Origin of the sequence: Segatella baroniae DSM 16972 = JCM 13447 (assembly GCF_000426585.1) — a bacterium.
Lineage (GTDB): Bacteria > Bacteroidota > Bacteroidia > Bacteroidales > Bacteroidaceae > Prevotella > Prevotella baroniae.
The window spans coordinates 359,680-375,161 of the sequence record NZ_AUFQ01000001.1 but is presented as its reverse complement, the minus strand read 5'-3'; the positions used below and the strand labels follow the sequence as shown (position 1 = coordinate 375,161).

Below are 15,482 nucleotides of genomic sequence, written 5' to 3'. Positions count from 1 at the left end.
AAGCGCAAAATAAGAGACTGCCTAAGATTGTTCGGGGCAATTTGCTTTTCATGGTTGTACATTCCCCATTTTCTTGTGTTTTTGGTAATCGGGGGGGGAAAAAAATGCTTAATCATGAGCGACATTAAAGTATTGGAATGTCAGATAAACATAAAAATGCCAATGATGATGCAACTGCTCTATCAGCTTCATAACAACAGGTATTTCAGAACGGTTTATTATCACCGGATAGGTTCTGCATTGTCATTATTGATAGATTGGTATAGACCTGGAGATAAATACTTCACCATCGGTAAAACAGTAAAAATCGGTAAGTCATTCTGGTTCGCCCACCCTTATGCTACGATATTGGTAGCGGATTCCATTGGAGACAATTTTCGCTGCATTCATTGTACTACGTTAGGCAATACCGACAAAGGTCGGCCTACAATCGGGAATAATGTCTCACTTGGCGCAAATGTCACAATCATTGGTCCGGTGCATGTGGGCAATAACGTGACAGTGGCAGCCGGAGCTGTGGTAGTAAAGGATGTTCCAGACAACAGTGTGGTGGCTGGGGTTCCTGCTAAAATAATCAAATACAAAGAATAAAAAATTAAGCAAGTAAAAATGGCACATTTCTCAGATTACATAATAGATGCTGTGTGGCAAAAAGCAACTACAGTTGCAGGTTATGATTCTCAAATTTGGCGTAAGGATTTTGCTGATGCCTGGATAAGGCGTGATCATTATGGTGTAGAGTCGAAATATGGCTGGGAGGTAGACCATTTACGACCTTCTTCTAAAGGTGGCTCAGATGAATTGTCAAACCTTAATGCACTTCATTGGAAAAACAACAATAAGAAGTCGGACAATTATCCTATTTTTCAAACCATTGTATCGTCACAAGATAATACAAATATTGAAAAACTGCAAACATGGGAAGTAAAGTAACACAAGTAGAAAACTCAAAGTTCAACTCAAAATGGGAAAATAAACTGCTTTGGGCTGAATGGTTGATGGGTATTTCGTTTGTATGCGCTGTTGTTCTGTTTTGTATACATCAGCCATGGTTTGTTTGGGTCAATACAATAGATACTTTAAAATGGGGTACTTTCGGTGATTTTATAGGAGGAGTATTAGGAACAGCATGTGCTTATATAAGTTTACGCCTTCTTGTAAAGAACTTGAAAGAACAAGAAAAATCTAATGGATATTTGAAGGAGAGCAATGACAGGAGCAATGAGGTTTCAGAACTCCAACTTGTTCATGGTGATGTTTCTACAATGTTAGAGTCATATAATCGCACCATCAAATCGTATAAAATCGGCGATAATGAAGGTCGAAATGCAATAAAGGAAATTGCAATAGGATTATTTAATTCGTATGATGAGAATAATGATGACTCTATTGAAATAAGAATTGATAATGCGAGAAAATTGTTTGATGCTAAATATATAGTTCATAGAGACTCTATGGCTGTGCATTTTAGGCTATTGTATCAGATATTTCAAGTTATTTGGAAATCAGAATTGAAGGGGGAAAAGAAAGCTATGCTTTCAAAGATGCAGAGAAGTCAGTTTACAGAACATGAACTTTTATTGTTACGTTACAATTGCTTGACATCTAATGGCGAGAAGATGGGGTTTTATGTGAATCAATTCAATTTGTTGAAACATTTACCCATTACCCATTTGTTAGAGTTTAAGAAGTGGGTAAAGGATTTAGATGACATTCAACGAAACAGATTGGATTCTGAATGTATATGTTTAAGAAAATGCATAAAGAATCTTCTTCTTAAAGATGATGGAAAAGATGAAACACAACAAATAGAGTATTCCCCAAAATATGTAGGAAAAATTAAAGTTACTGCGGATAAAAAGACATGCCATTTTGAGTTGGTAAGAAATATAAATGTTCAATCATCTGCGGATGCAACCTCAATAGATAAAGTGTTGGATAAATGGGATGACGAAAAGATGGAAAAGTTCTTCGTGGATTTCTTTAAGTATATATTTGACTATTCAAATTTTTCTATCTATAACTCTATAGGTGACTTAGAGGTTACTCACGATATCAAAACAGAGGATAATGGTAAAAGGCATACAGTATGGACTTTGGTAAAGAAAGACAAGTCCCCATTGGTTATATCCATGCCACAAGCTGCTGATCCTAAAAAGTGAAAAATATGAACAATTTGTTCTTTGAACTTGTCCGTGTTTCTCTTTCTACGCTGGATGATTTGTCTCGTACACCTTCCGCACAAGAATGGAATATATTATATGCCAATGCGGGAAAACAGGCATTATTAGGTGTATGCTTTGTAGGGGTGCAACTTCTGAAAAAACGAGGTTGTGAGAGTGTGAAAAATTTGCCACAGGCACTGCTTCTGCAATGGCTTGGTATGGCTGTACATATTCAGCAACGCAATGAGTTGATGGATAAGTTGTCCGCTGGTATGTGGAAGAAACTCGACAAAGCGGGATTGGACGCTGCCTTGTTGAAAGGGCAAGGTATAGCTTTGCTGTATGGAGACATGGCAGGACTAAGGCAAAGTGGTGATATTGATATGTGGGTGAAAGGCGGATTCGGCAAAATGAATGAATATATACAAAGCACTTGCCCGTCTGAAGATTTTGCCTATCACCGTTTCCACTATAATATATACAAGGGAACGGAGGTGGAACTTCATTTCCGACCTACTTTAATGCGTAATCTTTTTGACAATAGAAAATTGCAGAGGTGGTGTGCTGAGTGTCCGGATTTTGTAATGACAGAGAAAGGTTTTGCCGTACCTCCAGCATGTTTCAATCGTATTTTTATTCTAACTCACATTTATAGACATTTCTTGTTCGAGGGCGTAGGACTGCGGCAAATCATGGACTATTTCTTTGTTCTTAAAACAGACAAAGCTAACGAAAGAGAGAATGAGAATGATATCCGTTTGCTTACAGATTTGCGAATGAAGCGTTTTGCAGAAGCAGTAATGTGGGTGCTATATGAGTGTTTTGGGTTGGACGAAGACTGTTTGCTGTGTCAGCCAAACGAGAAAGAAGGTCGTTTTCTGTTGGCAGAGATTATGCAGACAGGAAACTTCGGACAAGGCGATACAAGATATAAAGGAAGTAGCAAATTTAAGATGATGACACGGCATAGCATTCACCTCTTAATACACTATCCGTCGGAAGTGGTATGGACTCCCATTTGGTTGGTTTACCACAAGATTTGGAAAAGTGTGAAGGGACGGAAAATAAATAAAATCATAAGAAATGAATAAAAAACTGTTTATAGTGGTCAATGTGGACTGGTTTTTCCTATCGCATCGCTTGCCTGTGGCATTAGCTGCACAAGCCGCAGGTTGGAATGTAGCCATCGTTACGGCAGATACTGGTAAGTTACACGTAATCAAAGAAAAAGGCTTGAAAGCGATAGACTTGCCGATGAGCCGAAGCGGGATGAACATATTTGAGGAATTGAAAACGTTGCAATTTCTCTATAAGTTATACAAAAAAGAGAAACCAGATGTAGTGCACCATGTAGGAATGAAAACCATTCTATGGGGAACACTTGCTGCCAAGTTTAGCAAAGTGCATGGTGCGGTAAATGCTATAAGTGGTTTGGGGGGATTCTTTGCCGATGACAACAATGGTCTGTTGAGTAAGGTTATGCCTAAGGTCCTAAAGTTCTCACACAATCGTCCAAATTTACTTTGTATTTTCCAAAATGATGATGATTGGAGCTTGTATGTAAAACATGGCATTATTAAGCACAGCCAAGGGCGTTTCATAAAAGGTTCTGGTGTTGATCTGAAAGATTATTGTTACACGCCAGAACCTAAAGAAGGAAAAATAAAAGTAATCCTCACAGCTCGCATGATTGTAGAAAAAGGAATATTTCTGTTGACTGAAGCTGCTGAAAGATTACGGAGTAAATACGAGGACAACGTGGAGTTCTTGTTGGTTGGCGGACTGGATGATCATCCTGGAGCTATCACAGAGCAACAGCTGAAAGAGACTTGTGACGGAAAGTATATCCAATGGCTTGGGTATAGAACGGATGTGTGTGACCTGTTGAAACAAAGCCATATCGTAGCTTTCCCTTCTTATTACATGGAGGGATTGCCAAAGAGCTTGATTGAAGCTGACGCTATAGGCAGACCGATTATTACAAGTAACTCTGTTGGCTGTAAGGAAACGGTAGTTGATGGAGTGAACGGCTTTTTGATAAAGCCAAAGGATGTAGATGCGTTGACTGAAAAATTGGACTTGCTCATCAGTAATACGGAACTTAGGCAGAAGATGGGGCGAGAAAGTAGAACGTATGCTGAAAAGTCTTTTGACATAGAAGTAGTAAAGGAAGGACACTTGAATATATACGATGAATTGATAATATGAAGAAGATACTAATTACTGGTGCTGGATCATACGTTGGTGAGAGCGTACGCAAATACATATTGACAACAAGTCCAGGAGAGTTTGAGATAGATACCGTTGGCACAATGAATGATGAATGGAAGAAGGCAGATTTTACAAAGTACGATGTGGTGTATCATGTGGCGGGCATTGCTCATGTGAATGCAGACCCGAAGATGGAGCCGCTTTATTATAAGATAAATCGAGATTTGACCATTGAGGTGGCTCAGACGGCAAAGGTTGCAGGTGTTAGGCAATTTATCTTTATGAGTTCACAGATAGTGTTCCATGAAAGTCAGTCGCTAAAGACAGAAGTGCTGACAAATGACACAAAGGAAAATCCAAATGGATTTTATGGTGATTCAAAGTTACAGGCTGAAATTGGACTGCACAAATTGGAGACGGATGATTTCAAAGTGTGCATACTGCGCCCCTGTATGATATATGGACCGAATGCCAAAGGAAACTTCCCACGGTTGGTGCGATTGGCAACAAAAGTGCCGGTGTTCCCAAACTGGCACAACAAACGCTCAATGCTCTACATTGATAATTTGGCCGAGTTTGTGAAGCAGGCTGTATGGCGGGAACTTCGTGGTACGTTCTATCCACAGAATCGCGAACAGGCTGAGACCGTAGAGATTGTCCGCTTCTTTGCCAAGGCGGTAGGGCATAAGGTGTGGATTACACGATTATTGAATCCATTTGTATGGCTTGGCTCATTTGTATTGCAGCCAATCAATAAAATGTTTGCTACTTATTATTATGACCCAAGCATGAGTAAGACAGACTTTGACTATCAACTTGTGAGTTTTGGGGATAGTTTGAAAATAATGGCAGAATCATTAAGGTGCATCTAAGTCGTAAATAATGTTTACTTATATTCTTGTTTTCGTATTGCTTCTTATAGCAGAGATTGTTTATTTCCGCATTGCCGACAAGTTCAACATCATCGACAAACCCAATGAGCGTTCATCACATTCAACGATAGTATTGCGTGGCGGAGGTATCATCTTTTTGATAGGTGCATGGGTATGGAGTTTTTTCTTCGGATTTGAATATCCGTGGTTCTTGGCAGGACTGACGCTTGTAGCAGGAGTGAGTTTTGTGGATGACATACATTCGTTGCCGGATTCTGTGAGACTCGTGGCACAGTTTGCTGCGGCAGCAATGGCATTCTATCAGTTGGGAATATTGCACTGGGAAATGTGGTGGATTATGTTGATTGCTTTGATTGTATATGTAGGGGCAACCAATGTTATCAACTTCATGGATGGTATCAATGGTATAACGGCAGGCTATTCTTTGACGGTGCTTGTTCCGTTGGCTGTGGTAAATATGAAAGGTGGCTATGCCGAGCAAAGTCTGATCACTTCGATCATATTGGCATCATTGGTATTCTGCATCTTCAACTTTCGTCCGAAAGGCAAGGCAAAGTGTTTTGCTGGTGATGTTGGTTCGATAGGAATCGCATTTATTATGCTTTTCCTGTTGGGAAATGTGATAATGAAAACTGGTGACATAACTTGGTTGATATTCTTGCTTGTATATGGAGTGGACGGTTGCTTGACCATCTTGCATCGTATCATGCTGCATGAGAACTTGGGTGAGGCACACAGAAAACACGCTTATCAGATTATGGCGAACGAATTGAAAATAGGACACATGAAAGTCACCGTATTATATATGGCTATGCAGTTGGCGGTATCATTGGGTTTTATATTCCTCTGTCCAAATACGGCACTTTGCCATTGGATATACTTGGTAGGAGCATTGGCAGTGATAGTTATTGCATACGTATTGTTCATGAAGAAGTACTATCACTTGCATGAGGAATACCTCGCTATGCTGAAGAAATAACAAAAGAAAACAACATGGAACACGGATTCTACAAATTATACAGGCCATAATAGTTGTATGATTTATAGGGTACGTGTTTTTGCGCACTTGAAATCTATGGAAATCGGAAAAGACTTTTTAGGCAAGCTCTTTGAGCAAGCCACAGAGAACCCTCGTTTGCGTCAGAACTACGACCTGCGTACATCACCAACAGACATAAGTCAGCGTATGCTGAATGCCCTGCTGCCGGGAACAGTGGTGCCAATACATAGGCATCCCTACAGCACAGAGACGGTTGTCTGTCTGTGCGGCAAGTTGGACGAAGTGATTTACGAGGAAGTCGTTTCGTATGAGAATACTTCTTCAAAGGACTTTCAACAGAGTATGGATGCACAAGACGTTACTCGCAAGGTGGAGTATCGTGAAATGCAGCGCATCCACATTTGTCCTGCCCAAGCAAAATATGGTTGCCAGATACCGAAAGGTACTTGGCATACAGTGGAAGTGATTGAACCGAGCGTGATATTCGAGGCAAAGGACGGCAAGTATGGAGAAGACGGTAGTGAGACTTTAGATGCCTTCAAAATTGAGAAAGGACAAACAATACCGACTTATTCGACTTTCTCAAATAGTCTTGGCGACCTCGAAAAGAATATCGAGTACCTGATTGGCATGGAACGTCATTCTGGAAGTATGGATGTCATCACACCTCTCTATGTTTCTCGAATGCTGAATGTACCGTTGGAAGAAGTGGAAAAAGTGATGAAAGATATGAATGAGTAAATTTCTAAAATCATAATGTAATGGTGGAAAAGCCACTCTACTTTGCCCCTTTTGGCCAAACAGGATAGCCCACCTTGGCCATGATATGATTGACCCTTTAAAGTCCTGGTGATAGGGGGCTATTTTTGTAAAGGTCTTGTATGGGAAGGTCTTCGCCGACAGAGGATACATCAAGCAGGAACTCTTCGAGAGCCTGTTCGGTCAAGGTATCCAACTCGTTCATGGGCTCAAGGCTAAGATGAAGAACAAACTGATGCCTATGTGGGACAAGATCATGCTGAGGAAAAGATACATCATCGAGTGCATTAACGAACTGCTCAAGAACAAAGCCAACCTCGTTCACTCGAGACACCGCTCGATACACAAATTTATCATGAACTTGTGTTCTGCCCTTACGGCATACTGCTTCTTTGAGAACAAGCCGGAGGCACTGCCGGTGTATGTGGAAAAATCAAGGCAGCTGGAACTTTTTTCATGCTAAACTTATCCCGAACTCAAGTATAGGCATATACAAGCTTCTCTCGATTCGGTTCTTCGTGAACAGAGTCGGGGGATGCAGCGCTTGGGAACTGATGAGGTCACTGGCGGCGGTAGTTGCCGACAACCTTGTATATCTCGATGATGACAAAACAGCCCCTCAACTCAAAACGGTTGAGGGGCCACTGTTTTAGGGCGTTTCCGTTTTCTCACGAAAAGAGAAAGTCCGTGGATCTGGATATTGAATTATCAGCTTACCTTTTCAAATTTGGATCCTTTTCCACTTCGCCGCCGGGGTAGGGCATGTAGTTCATGTTTTCAGTCCAGCTGCCCGTCACGGCAACACTTTCCTTGGCCTTGAAGTCTTTGGCAACTTCCAACGGCGCGTTTGCCTTGCGGTATTCAAAATTGTCTTTGAGCCTGTTGAGGCGGAATTCGTCGCTGCGGCGTGTCACCAAAGCCACCCAGTTGCCAGCTATCTCCCAGCCATGCTCCTTGACTGCGGCTTCAGCCAGCTGCCCTGCATTCATGGCGTCGATGTTGGTGCCGTCCACGACTTGGGCGGTCGCACCATCAACGGCACGTGCGCGGACCTTTTTCAGGCAGTCCTTGGCCAATGTCAAGTCGCCACCACTGCGGGCCGCGCTCTCGGCATACCATAACAAAACTTCAGGATAACGAATCAACTGATGACGTGTGTCGGTACACATGCCGCCGTATGCTGGCTTGGTATAGTCGTATGGTGCCTTCACTTCCTTTCCATTGGCGTCGGCATTGATGGTGAAAATGGAGAACATCGGGTGATACTCGGCCACGACAGGTTTGCCGGTGTCGTCGAGGGCCCACCAGTCTACAAGGCTCCCGTCAGCCAGACGGATTTGCGGGTCGTAGACCGCACGCTTTCTCGGTCCGTCGGGGAAATTCTTCCAGAACTTGATTTCTCCCCAGGCGTCGCCCCATCCTCCGAGACTTTCAAAGAGACAGCAGCTTGAAAATTCAGAGTCGGTCGACCAGTTCTTGGTCGGCGAGAAGTTGATACCCAAGATCGTCTCCTTGTTGTAGTTGTTGCCATAGGAGTAAACGTTCTTCCATTCTGTTTCCATCTTGGCGTCATACTTGCCGCTGTTCACTCCGTCGATTACTTCCTTGGCCTTAGCTGCGGCCTTGGCGTAATACGCCTGTCCCAGATTGAGCGGGTAGCCGGCCATCGACATGTAGACGGCTGCCAGCGTAGACTTCACGGTCTGTTGGGTGACATATACATCGACGCCAAACAGATGAGCAGGTTCCGTCTTGTAGGAAGAGGGCAAGTTGAGCTTGTCTACAGCTTCAAGGTCGTTCAAGATGAGGTCGTAAATGCCTTTCACATCAGTCAGCTCCGTCTTGCCGTTATCGTTTACATTGTGGAGATTTATGGGCAGCGGGCCGAAAATGCGCACCAGATAGTAGTAGGCATAGGCGCGCCAGAAGCGTGCTTGGCCGATGGCGATGTCGATGTTTTCCTTGGCTACAGGCGCCTTCTCGGCTCCGTCGATGATGAGGTTGGCAGCCTTGATTAGGTTGTAGTGCAGACGCCATGCGTCTCTTACACCTTTGTTGTTGTCTGAAATGCCGAATTTGTCCATTTCGGCACAGGCCTGTTTGTTCGAACCAGGATTGGCAGTGATGTCGTCTCCCTGCCATTGCGGATAGCCGGGGTTGGTGTAGTTCTGTGTGTGGTTCACCTGCGTGTAGAGTGCATAGAGGCTTTGGTCGATGTCGCTCTGCGACGAAAAGAAGTTGCCTGGCGTGAGTTGTCCCTTGGGGGCTTCATCAAGAAAGTCGCTGCATGACTGGAAGGTGAAGGCTGACGCGGCAAGCAGGCAGCCTACGAATATTTTATTTTTCATGTTGGAGTCAGTTAGAAGTTGAAACGAATGTCGAAAGTAAAGGTTCTCGGGTTGGGATAGGTACCCATGTCGATACCATTGTCCATGTCTACATTACCTGCCGCAAACGACATACCGGAGGGGTCTGCACCCTTGTAGCCTGTCAGGGTGAACTGGTTTTGTGCGCTCAAGCTCACCCGGATGTCGGCAAAGCGTGTGTACTTGCGGGCGATGTTGTAGGCAATGCTGATGTTCTCGCAGCGGAGGTAGTTGGCGTTTTCAATCCATTTGCTGGAGTTGCCCAGGTTGTTGTTGCCCACAGCATTGAGTGCCGGCATGGTCTTGCCGATTTCCTTCAGATAGTTGGCGTCGGTGACGAACTTGGAAGCACCGACCATGGAGTTCATGGCAAAGCGCACCAGATTGAGTCGCTGAGCGCCGAAGGCACTATTGAAGAAAGCATTAAACTCCCAATTCTTGTAGTTGATAGTGTTGTTCCATCCCAGAGTGAAGTCAGGATTGGCGCATCCCAACACCTGGCGGTCATCGCTTTGCGGCTTGGTCGTGATGGAACCATCCTTCGTATAGTAGCTGTCAAGGCCGTCGGCGTTGAGTCCGGCCCACTTGTAACCGTAGAAAGTACCGATGGATTCTCCTTCCTTGACGATGGTCGATGGTTCAACGGTGCCGGGCGAAGGGCTGTTGCCATAGAGCACGGGATCTTCCGAGGTCAGTTTCTCAACCTTGTTTTTCAAGTATGAGCCGTTCAGGGTTGTAGTCCATGAGAAGTTGGAGCTTTCCAATACATGGGCGGTCAGTGCGATGTCAAAACCCTTGTTGCTGATTTCACCCGCGTTGATCCAGTATTTGCTGCCACCCAGATAGTTGGCTTGGGATTTGTGGAGCAATGCGTCGGTGGTCTTCTTGTTGAAGTAGTCGAACGACAACTCTAATCTGTTCTTGAAGAAGCTGATGTCGAGACCCAGGTCGAACTGCTTGCTCTTTTCCCATGTCAGTTCGGGGGTGGCGATGTTGGCGGCCCAGTAGCCCGTGTAGTTGGTTGAGGTTCCGAAGTCATAGCTTGTCATCGACATGTTGCCGAGCGTCGCGTATTCCGGAACGCCTTGGTTGCCGATGAGGCCATAGCTGGCACGCACCTTCATGTTGCTGATCCAGGTGACGGATTGCATGAATTTCTCACGGCTCACAGTCCATGCGGCGGCGATGGAGGGGAAGTAGCCCCATTTCTTCTTGCTGAAGCGCGAGCTTCCGTCGGCACGCATCGTCCCGGTCAGCATGTAGCGGTCGTCGTAGTTGTACATCACGCGCCCTACTGCGGAGAGCAGTCCCCACTTGCTGTAGCCATTGCTTCCGGAGCGACTCGACGCATTGTTGTAGTCCCACCAGCCTACGGATTCCGACTGTAGGTTCTTGCCCGACAGGCCCATCATGCGTGTTGTGCTCTGGCTGGCTTCGAAGACGCCCGTGGCCGTCAGCGAATGTTTGCCCCAGTTGCCCATGTAAGTAAGGTTGTTGGTGGACTGAAGCATCATGCGCTGGCTGTCGTTGTTGCCCATGCCGCTTTGGGGAAAGACGCGGGCGGTGGAGAAGCTGTAGCTCTTTCCGTCGAAATAGTCGAATCCGTTGGTGGAAGTGAAGGTCAGTCCAGGCAGGATGTTGAACTTCAAGTCAATGCGGCCGTTGATGATATCAGTACGATACTGGCTGGCATTGGCCGTAAGCATGCCATAGGGGTTGTGCTGGATTGAGTTGTAGGGGTCAAGGTTGTATTTGCCGGAGGCATCCTTCATCTCCATGGTGGGAGAATAGTTCTGGGCAATCCACAGCGGATTGTCCTGTGCCATGGTGAATCCTCCGCCCAGGCTCTTGCCGTGGCTGTAGTCGAGGTCGCCCGTCACTTCAAACCATTTGTAGAGTGTGGAGTGTACGTTCAGCTTGGCCTGGTAGCGTTCATACTGTGTGCTTTCGACCACACCTTTGTTTTTCAGATAGCTGCCGCTGATGTAATATTGCGTATCGGCGTTACCCTTGGAAATGACCAGTTTGTAGTTCTGTACCGTTCCCGTGCGGAGAATCTCGTCCATCCAGTCTATGCCTGGCTTCGTTCCGTCGAGATAGGGCTGCAGTTCGGCCTTGTTCGTCACTTTGTTGGCGTCGAGTAGCGCCTGGGCATACTCTTTCGTTCCCATCACCTTGGGCATGTGATAGGCGTTGGCAAAGCCCATGCTGGCGTCGAAGGTGACGGCTTGCTGTCCCTTTTTGCCCTGCTTGGTCTGTACGAGTACCACGCCGTTGGAGCCGCGGCTACCGTAGATGGCCGTGGAAGAGGCGTCTTTCAACACCTGAATGCTTTGAATGTCTTCGGAGTTGATACCGTCGAGTCCACTTTCGCGCACGATACCATCCACAACATAGAGCGGATCGTTGTTGCGATGGATGGAGCTTGTTCCGCGTACACGGATCTTGACGCTTCCACCCGGCACGCCACTCTGTACCACGTTGATACCTGTCATGCGGCCCTGAAAAGCCTCGCTGACATCTTTGATGGGCTGATCCTTGAAGGCCTTGTCGCTCATGACCGACACGGAACCGGCCAGGTCGGCCTTACGCACGCTGCCATAGCCAATCACGATGACCTCGTTCAGCACATTGTCGTCTTCCGCCATTGTTATCTTGAGGGCATGACGGTTGCCTACAGCCAGTTCCTGGCTGGCAAAACCGATATAGGAGATTTGGAGCGTGTTGTTGCTTGAGGCTTCGATGGTGAAGTTGCCATCCAAATCGGATAGCGTTCCGGTACTGGTTCCTTTGATTTTCACCGTAGCACCTACGATGGGTTCACCTTTCGCGTCAATGACGATACCCGTCACTTTGTGTTTGGTGGTCTCGGTTTGTTGTGTTTTTTGGTCTTTCTGTTTTCCTGTGGAGAGCACGATAGTCTTGTCAACGAGTTCATAGCTGACATCAGAGCCGGCGAACAGTTCGTTCAGTACGGTCTTGAGGGCCTTGCTGTCGGCCTTGACATCGACATTTCGGGCTGTGTTGACTAGGCTGTTGTTGAAGAAAAACTTGTAACCGGTTTGCTTTTCGATGGCTTCCATGGCAGCCTTGACAGTCTGCACATGTTTTCCGAGTGTCACCTTTTGTGCCAGAGTGGGCAATGCGGTCAGCATGGCAAAGGTTCCCAGCAGTACTGTCTGTTTGATGTTGCCGGGTAGTAATGATAAATTTAAAGGCTTTTTCATATAGAGATTGTTTGTTGGAAAATTGATTTCAGAAAAAGATTTGATGAACATTTCCGATTCACATGGTGCGACGCTTTGCATCGCCCGCATGTAAGATTGCAGGTGATCTTGTTCTCATAAGGTTTTGGAGTTTAGATAATAGGTCTGTTATGTTCTATTCGTAGATTTCTATCGTTTGTGTCCGTTGCCTGATGTCGGCGTTGGGCAAATGTCGGAATTTCATGGTTGACGACAGGGAAAGAATCTCCAGAATGCGGTCGAGACGCTGATGGTCGAGTGTCCCCGTGAACGAATTGCGGTATACTCTGGGATTGCGCACGACGAATTTCACGTCGAACCGTTTGCCCAAGCTGTGCAGAACGGCCTTGACCGGGGTGTTTCTGAAGATGAGTTTGCCGTCTTTCCATGCCGTGGCCACATCCACCTCGGCATTACACACCACAGCGTTCTGTCTGTCGATGGAGTATACGATTTGCTGCCCGGGCAGAATCGTCCGCTCGTCCCATCGGTGGGAAGCTGTCCGGTAATTGAGCCCAATCGACCCTTCAGCCAGTGTAGAGATAATCTGGCGCGCTTCTTCGTCGATTTCCACGTTGAAGTGGGTTCCGTAGACCTTCACCTGTGCATGGTAGGGGGTGTTGACGATGAATGGCTGACGTTGTTTTTTTGTCACCTCGAAATAAGCTTCTCCCGAAAGGTGGACCGGCCGTTCATCACCATCGAACCGTGCCGGATATGTGAGCTGGGAGTTGGAATTGAGCGTCACTTTCGTGCCGTCGGGCAGTAGGGCGGTAGCTGTCATGCCGGGATTGGTGGCTACCGAAAGCATTTCGGCGGGTTTGGTGTGGAAAGCTTGATAGAACAATATGCCTGCAGAAAGCAGCAGCGGAATGAAAAGAACGGCTGCTGTGCGCTCCAGTCTCCTTATGACGACTGTCAATCTCGTCCGACGTATGCGGGCGCTGACGTTCCGGAGTGCGCTTTCGGTGTCTGTATGGCCGACTATATAGAGGTCGTCGAAGCTACGATAGACCTTCGCCATGTCGGCGGCTGTCTGCCGGTGTACGGGCGATGCGGCCAGCCAGGCTTCCACTTGGCGGACTTGGTCTTCATCAAGTGTGCCCTCCATGTAGCGGGGTAGTAGTTCTTCGATGTGCAGTGTGGTTCGGTTCATGAAAGGTTCGTTTAGGTCTTTTCGTTTTATAATATGACGGGGCAAAATGAAATGTTCCTAAACAAGATTTCGTTTTTTTTTTTTTCATGCAATTCATATTCTATTTTGTGGCAGCCTGCAAATTTTATCCAGAAAACATGTGTCTGACACGATATTTTTGCGTAAGTTTGCACCCAATAGCCACTCTGACTTGTAGGGTTGAAAATATTTTGTCATTCTCGTCCGGCATAGAGCCCCCCCGTTAATCGCATGAACATGTCAAATACAGATCAAGAATCAGAACTACTTTCACTTCTTCAGTCTGGAGAACGGGCTGGTTTCAATGCCCTTTTCCGAAAATACTATCAGCCGCTTTGCAGCCATGCTTACCAGTATGTAAGTTTTGAAGATGTGGAGGAGATTGTGCAGGACGTGTTTTTGTGGCTATGGCAGAACCATGAGAATCTTTCTATTCATACCAGTTTGCAGGCCTATCTCTACCGGGCTGTGCACCTGCGGTGCCTCTCGTGCATCGAAAGTCAGTCGGCTCGGCAGCGTGCGCAGACGCAATATCGGCTTCTGTTGGTCGATACGACCCCATCGGGAGATGAAAAACTAGAAGCAAGAGAGTTGCTTCTGCGTATTCAAGAGGCCATAGACAGGTTGCCTCCAACGTACCGTGAGGCTTTTGTTATGCACCGTTTTCAGAATCATTCCTATAAAGAGATTGCGCACATATTGCAGGTCTCACCGAAAACAGTGGATTATCGCATACAGCAGGCGTTGAAACAGCTTCATCGGGATTTGCGGGATTATCATCCATTCGTGTTGTTATGTATGGGTGCGAGTACGTTTTAAGCAAGTTTGACGTCAGGCAGGCTGTTCATGTAGCTCCGAACGAAGAAACAGCCATTTAACACTATTTTCAAAGACCGATATCTGTTATATGGCTGAAATTGGCTATTTTTGCAACATCATAATGGTTATGAAACTTTCGCAAGTTCATGATGCTATGAGAAATCATAAGAGTTGAGGGCGCCAGTCGATCTCTCTGAATCCGATTTCTTTTGAAAGCTCTCCACTCCATCAACTTCATTAGCTATAAAAACGTGGATTCTGCGGAACTTTAAATATGTATAATAAGAAGTGGTTGACTTTCAAACAATCAGACAATTAAAGGCGTATGCGCGGCAAGACGGAGTCTTTATGGGAGCTTACTGGATTGTAAGTTTCCTGTTGACGCTCTATTTTCCTGACCTGGCTCTTGGCGGAGTCATGATGATTTGCACTCCTTTTTTTGCGGGATGGATGTTGCGCAAATTCAGAGATGATGCACTCGGCGGCAAGATTTCGTTCAGACGTGGCCTGGCCTATAGTGTCTACACCTTTTTCAACGGTTCGTTTCTTTTTGCTTTCGGACTTTTCATCTATCTCTATGCTTTTGACAAAGGCCAGTTTTTCAGTACTTTCCTACAGGGAATCAAGGACAGTGCAGCCATCTATCAAGCTTTGGGCAGCAACCCCAAAGAACTGTATGACTCCATCGACATCATCAGTCATCTGTCAGCATTGCAAATATCCTTTGTCTTCATGATGTACTATCTTATTGTAAGCACGCCGCTTGCCGTGGTGATAGCCTTGCTTTGCAAGCGAAAGGATGTCGGCCGCCATGGCAATGAAACGACACGAACAAAATAAAACAAACATA

13 protein-coding genes and 1 pseudogene are annotated in these 15,482 nt (G+C 45.8%); 11 read left to right on the top strand and 3 right to left on the bottom strand.

The genetic code is table 11. The features are described from left to right. Positions 1–114: 114 nt before the first annotated feature. The 9 genes and pseudogenes from K334_RS0101630 to K334_RS13255 form a co-directional block, all read left to right on the top strand. Complete coding sequence (locus K334_RS0101630) at positions 115–591, top strand: DapH/DapD/GlmU-related protein (RefSeq protein ID WP_238318965.1); 477 nt, start codon at positions 115–117, stop codon at positions 589–591. An 18-nt stretch (positions 592–609) separates the two neighbouring features. Beyond that, the gene (locus K334_RS14310; RefSeq protein WP_081658000.1) at positions 610–933 is read left to right on the top strand and encodes an HNH endonuclease signature motif containing protein; all 324 of its coding nucleotides are present in this window, start codon (positions 610–612) and stop codon (positions 931–933) included. Next, positions 918–2,162 (top strand): putative phage abortive infection protein, encoded by a 1,245-nt coding sequence (locus K334_RS0101620; protein WP_025880860.1) that lies wholly within the window; start codon positions 918–920, stop codon positions 2,160–2,162. The genes K334_RS14310 and K334_RS0101620 overlap by 16 nt, the downstream gene beginning before the upstream one ends. Before the next feature lie 5 nt (positions 2,163–2,167). Further along, positions 2,168–3,256, top strand: a complete 1,089-nt coding sequence (locus tag K334_RS13260) for a nucleotidyltransferase family protein (RefSeq protein WP_154655517.1) — start codon at positions 2,168–2,170, stop codon at positions 3,254–3,256. After that, entirely contained in the window at positions 3,249–4,373 is a 1,125-nt protein-coding gene (locus K334_RS0101610) for a glycosyltransferase family 4 protein (protein ID WP_025880858.1), read from the top strand. The genes K334_RS13260 and K334_RS0101610 overlap by 8 nt, the downstream gene beginning before the upstream one ends. Further along, entirely contained in the window at positions 4,370–5,248 is an 879-nt protein-coding gene (locus K334_RS0101605) for an NAD-dependent epimerase/dehydratase family protein (RefSeq protein WP_027444404.1), read from the top strand. The genes K334_RS0101610 and K334_RS0101605 overlap by 4 nt, the downstream gene beginning before the upstream one ends. A gap of 10 nt (positions 5,249–5,258) precedes the next feature. After that, entirely contained in the window at positions 5,259–6,248 is a 990-nt protein-coding gene (locus K334_RS0101600) for an MraY family glycosyltransferase (RefSeq protein WP_025880857.1), read from the top strand. Positions 6,249–6,344: 96 nt separating this feature from the next. Beyond that, the gene (locus K334_RS15435; RefSeq protein WP_025880856.1) at positions 6,345–7,010 is read left to right on the top strand and encodes a WbuC family cupin fold metalloprotein; all 666 of its coding nucleotides are present in this window, start codon (positions 6,345–6,347) and stop codon (positions 7,008–7,010) included. Between the two features lie 121 nt (positions 7,011–7,131). Beyond that, positions 7,132–7,491: pseudogene (locus K334_RS13255) on the top strand (transposase); the annotation flags it as partial. Positions 7,492–7,741: 250 nt separating this feature from the next. Here the strand turns inward: K334_RS13255 and K334_RS0101585 are convergent. From K334_RS0101585 to K334_RS0101575, 3 genes are all read right to left on the bottom strand, one after another. Next, on the bottom strand, positions 7,742–9,376 hold the full coding sequence (locus tag K334_RS0101585) for a RagB/SusD family nutrient uptake outer membrane protein (protein ID WP_027444403.1): 1,635 nt from the start codon (positions 9,374–9,376) through the stop codon (positions 7,742–7,744). A gap of 11 nt (positions 9,377–9,387) precedes the next feature. Then, on the bottom strand, positions 9,388–12,621 hold the full coding sequence (locus K334_RS13250; protein ID WP_161625369.1) for a TonB-dependent receptor: 3,234 nt from the start codon (positions 12,619–12,621) through the stop codon (positions 9,388–9,390). 154 nt (positions 12,622–12,775) lie between these two features. Continuing rightward, positions 12,776–13,795: a FecR domain-containing protein gene (locus tag K334_RS0101575; protein ID WP_025880854.1), complete on the bottom strand. Its 1,020-nt coding sequence runs from the start codon at positions 13,793–13,795 to the stop codon at positions 12,776–12,778. 255 nt (positions 13,796–14,050) lie between these two features. Between K334_RS0101575 and K334_RS0101570 the strand changes: the two genes are divergently transcribed. Beyond that, positions 14,051–14,632 (top strand): RNA polymerase sigma-70 factor, encoded by a 582-nt coding sequence (locus K334_RS0101570; RefSeq protein WP_036889786.1) that lies wholly within the window; start codon positions 14,051–14,053, stop codon positions 14,630–14,632. A 288-nt stretch (positions 14,633–14,920) separates the two neighbouring features. Continuing rightward, positions 14,921–15,472 carry a DUF4199 domain-containing protein gene (locus K334_RS13245; protein ID WP_025880852.1) on the top strand — a complete coding sequence of 184 codons (552 nt, stop codon included), beginning with the start codon at positions 14,921–14,923 and terminating at the stop codon, positions 15,470–15,472. Positions 15,473–15,482 lie beyond the last annotated feature (10 nt).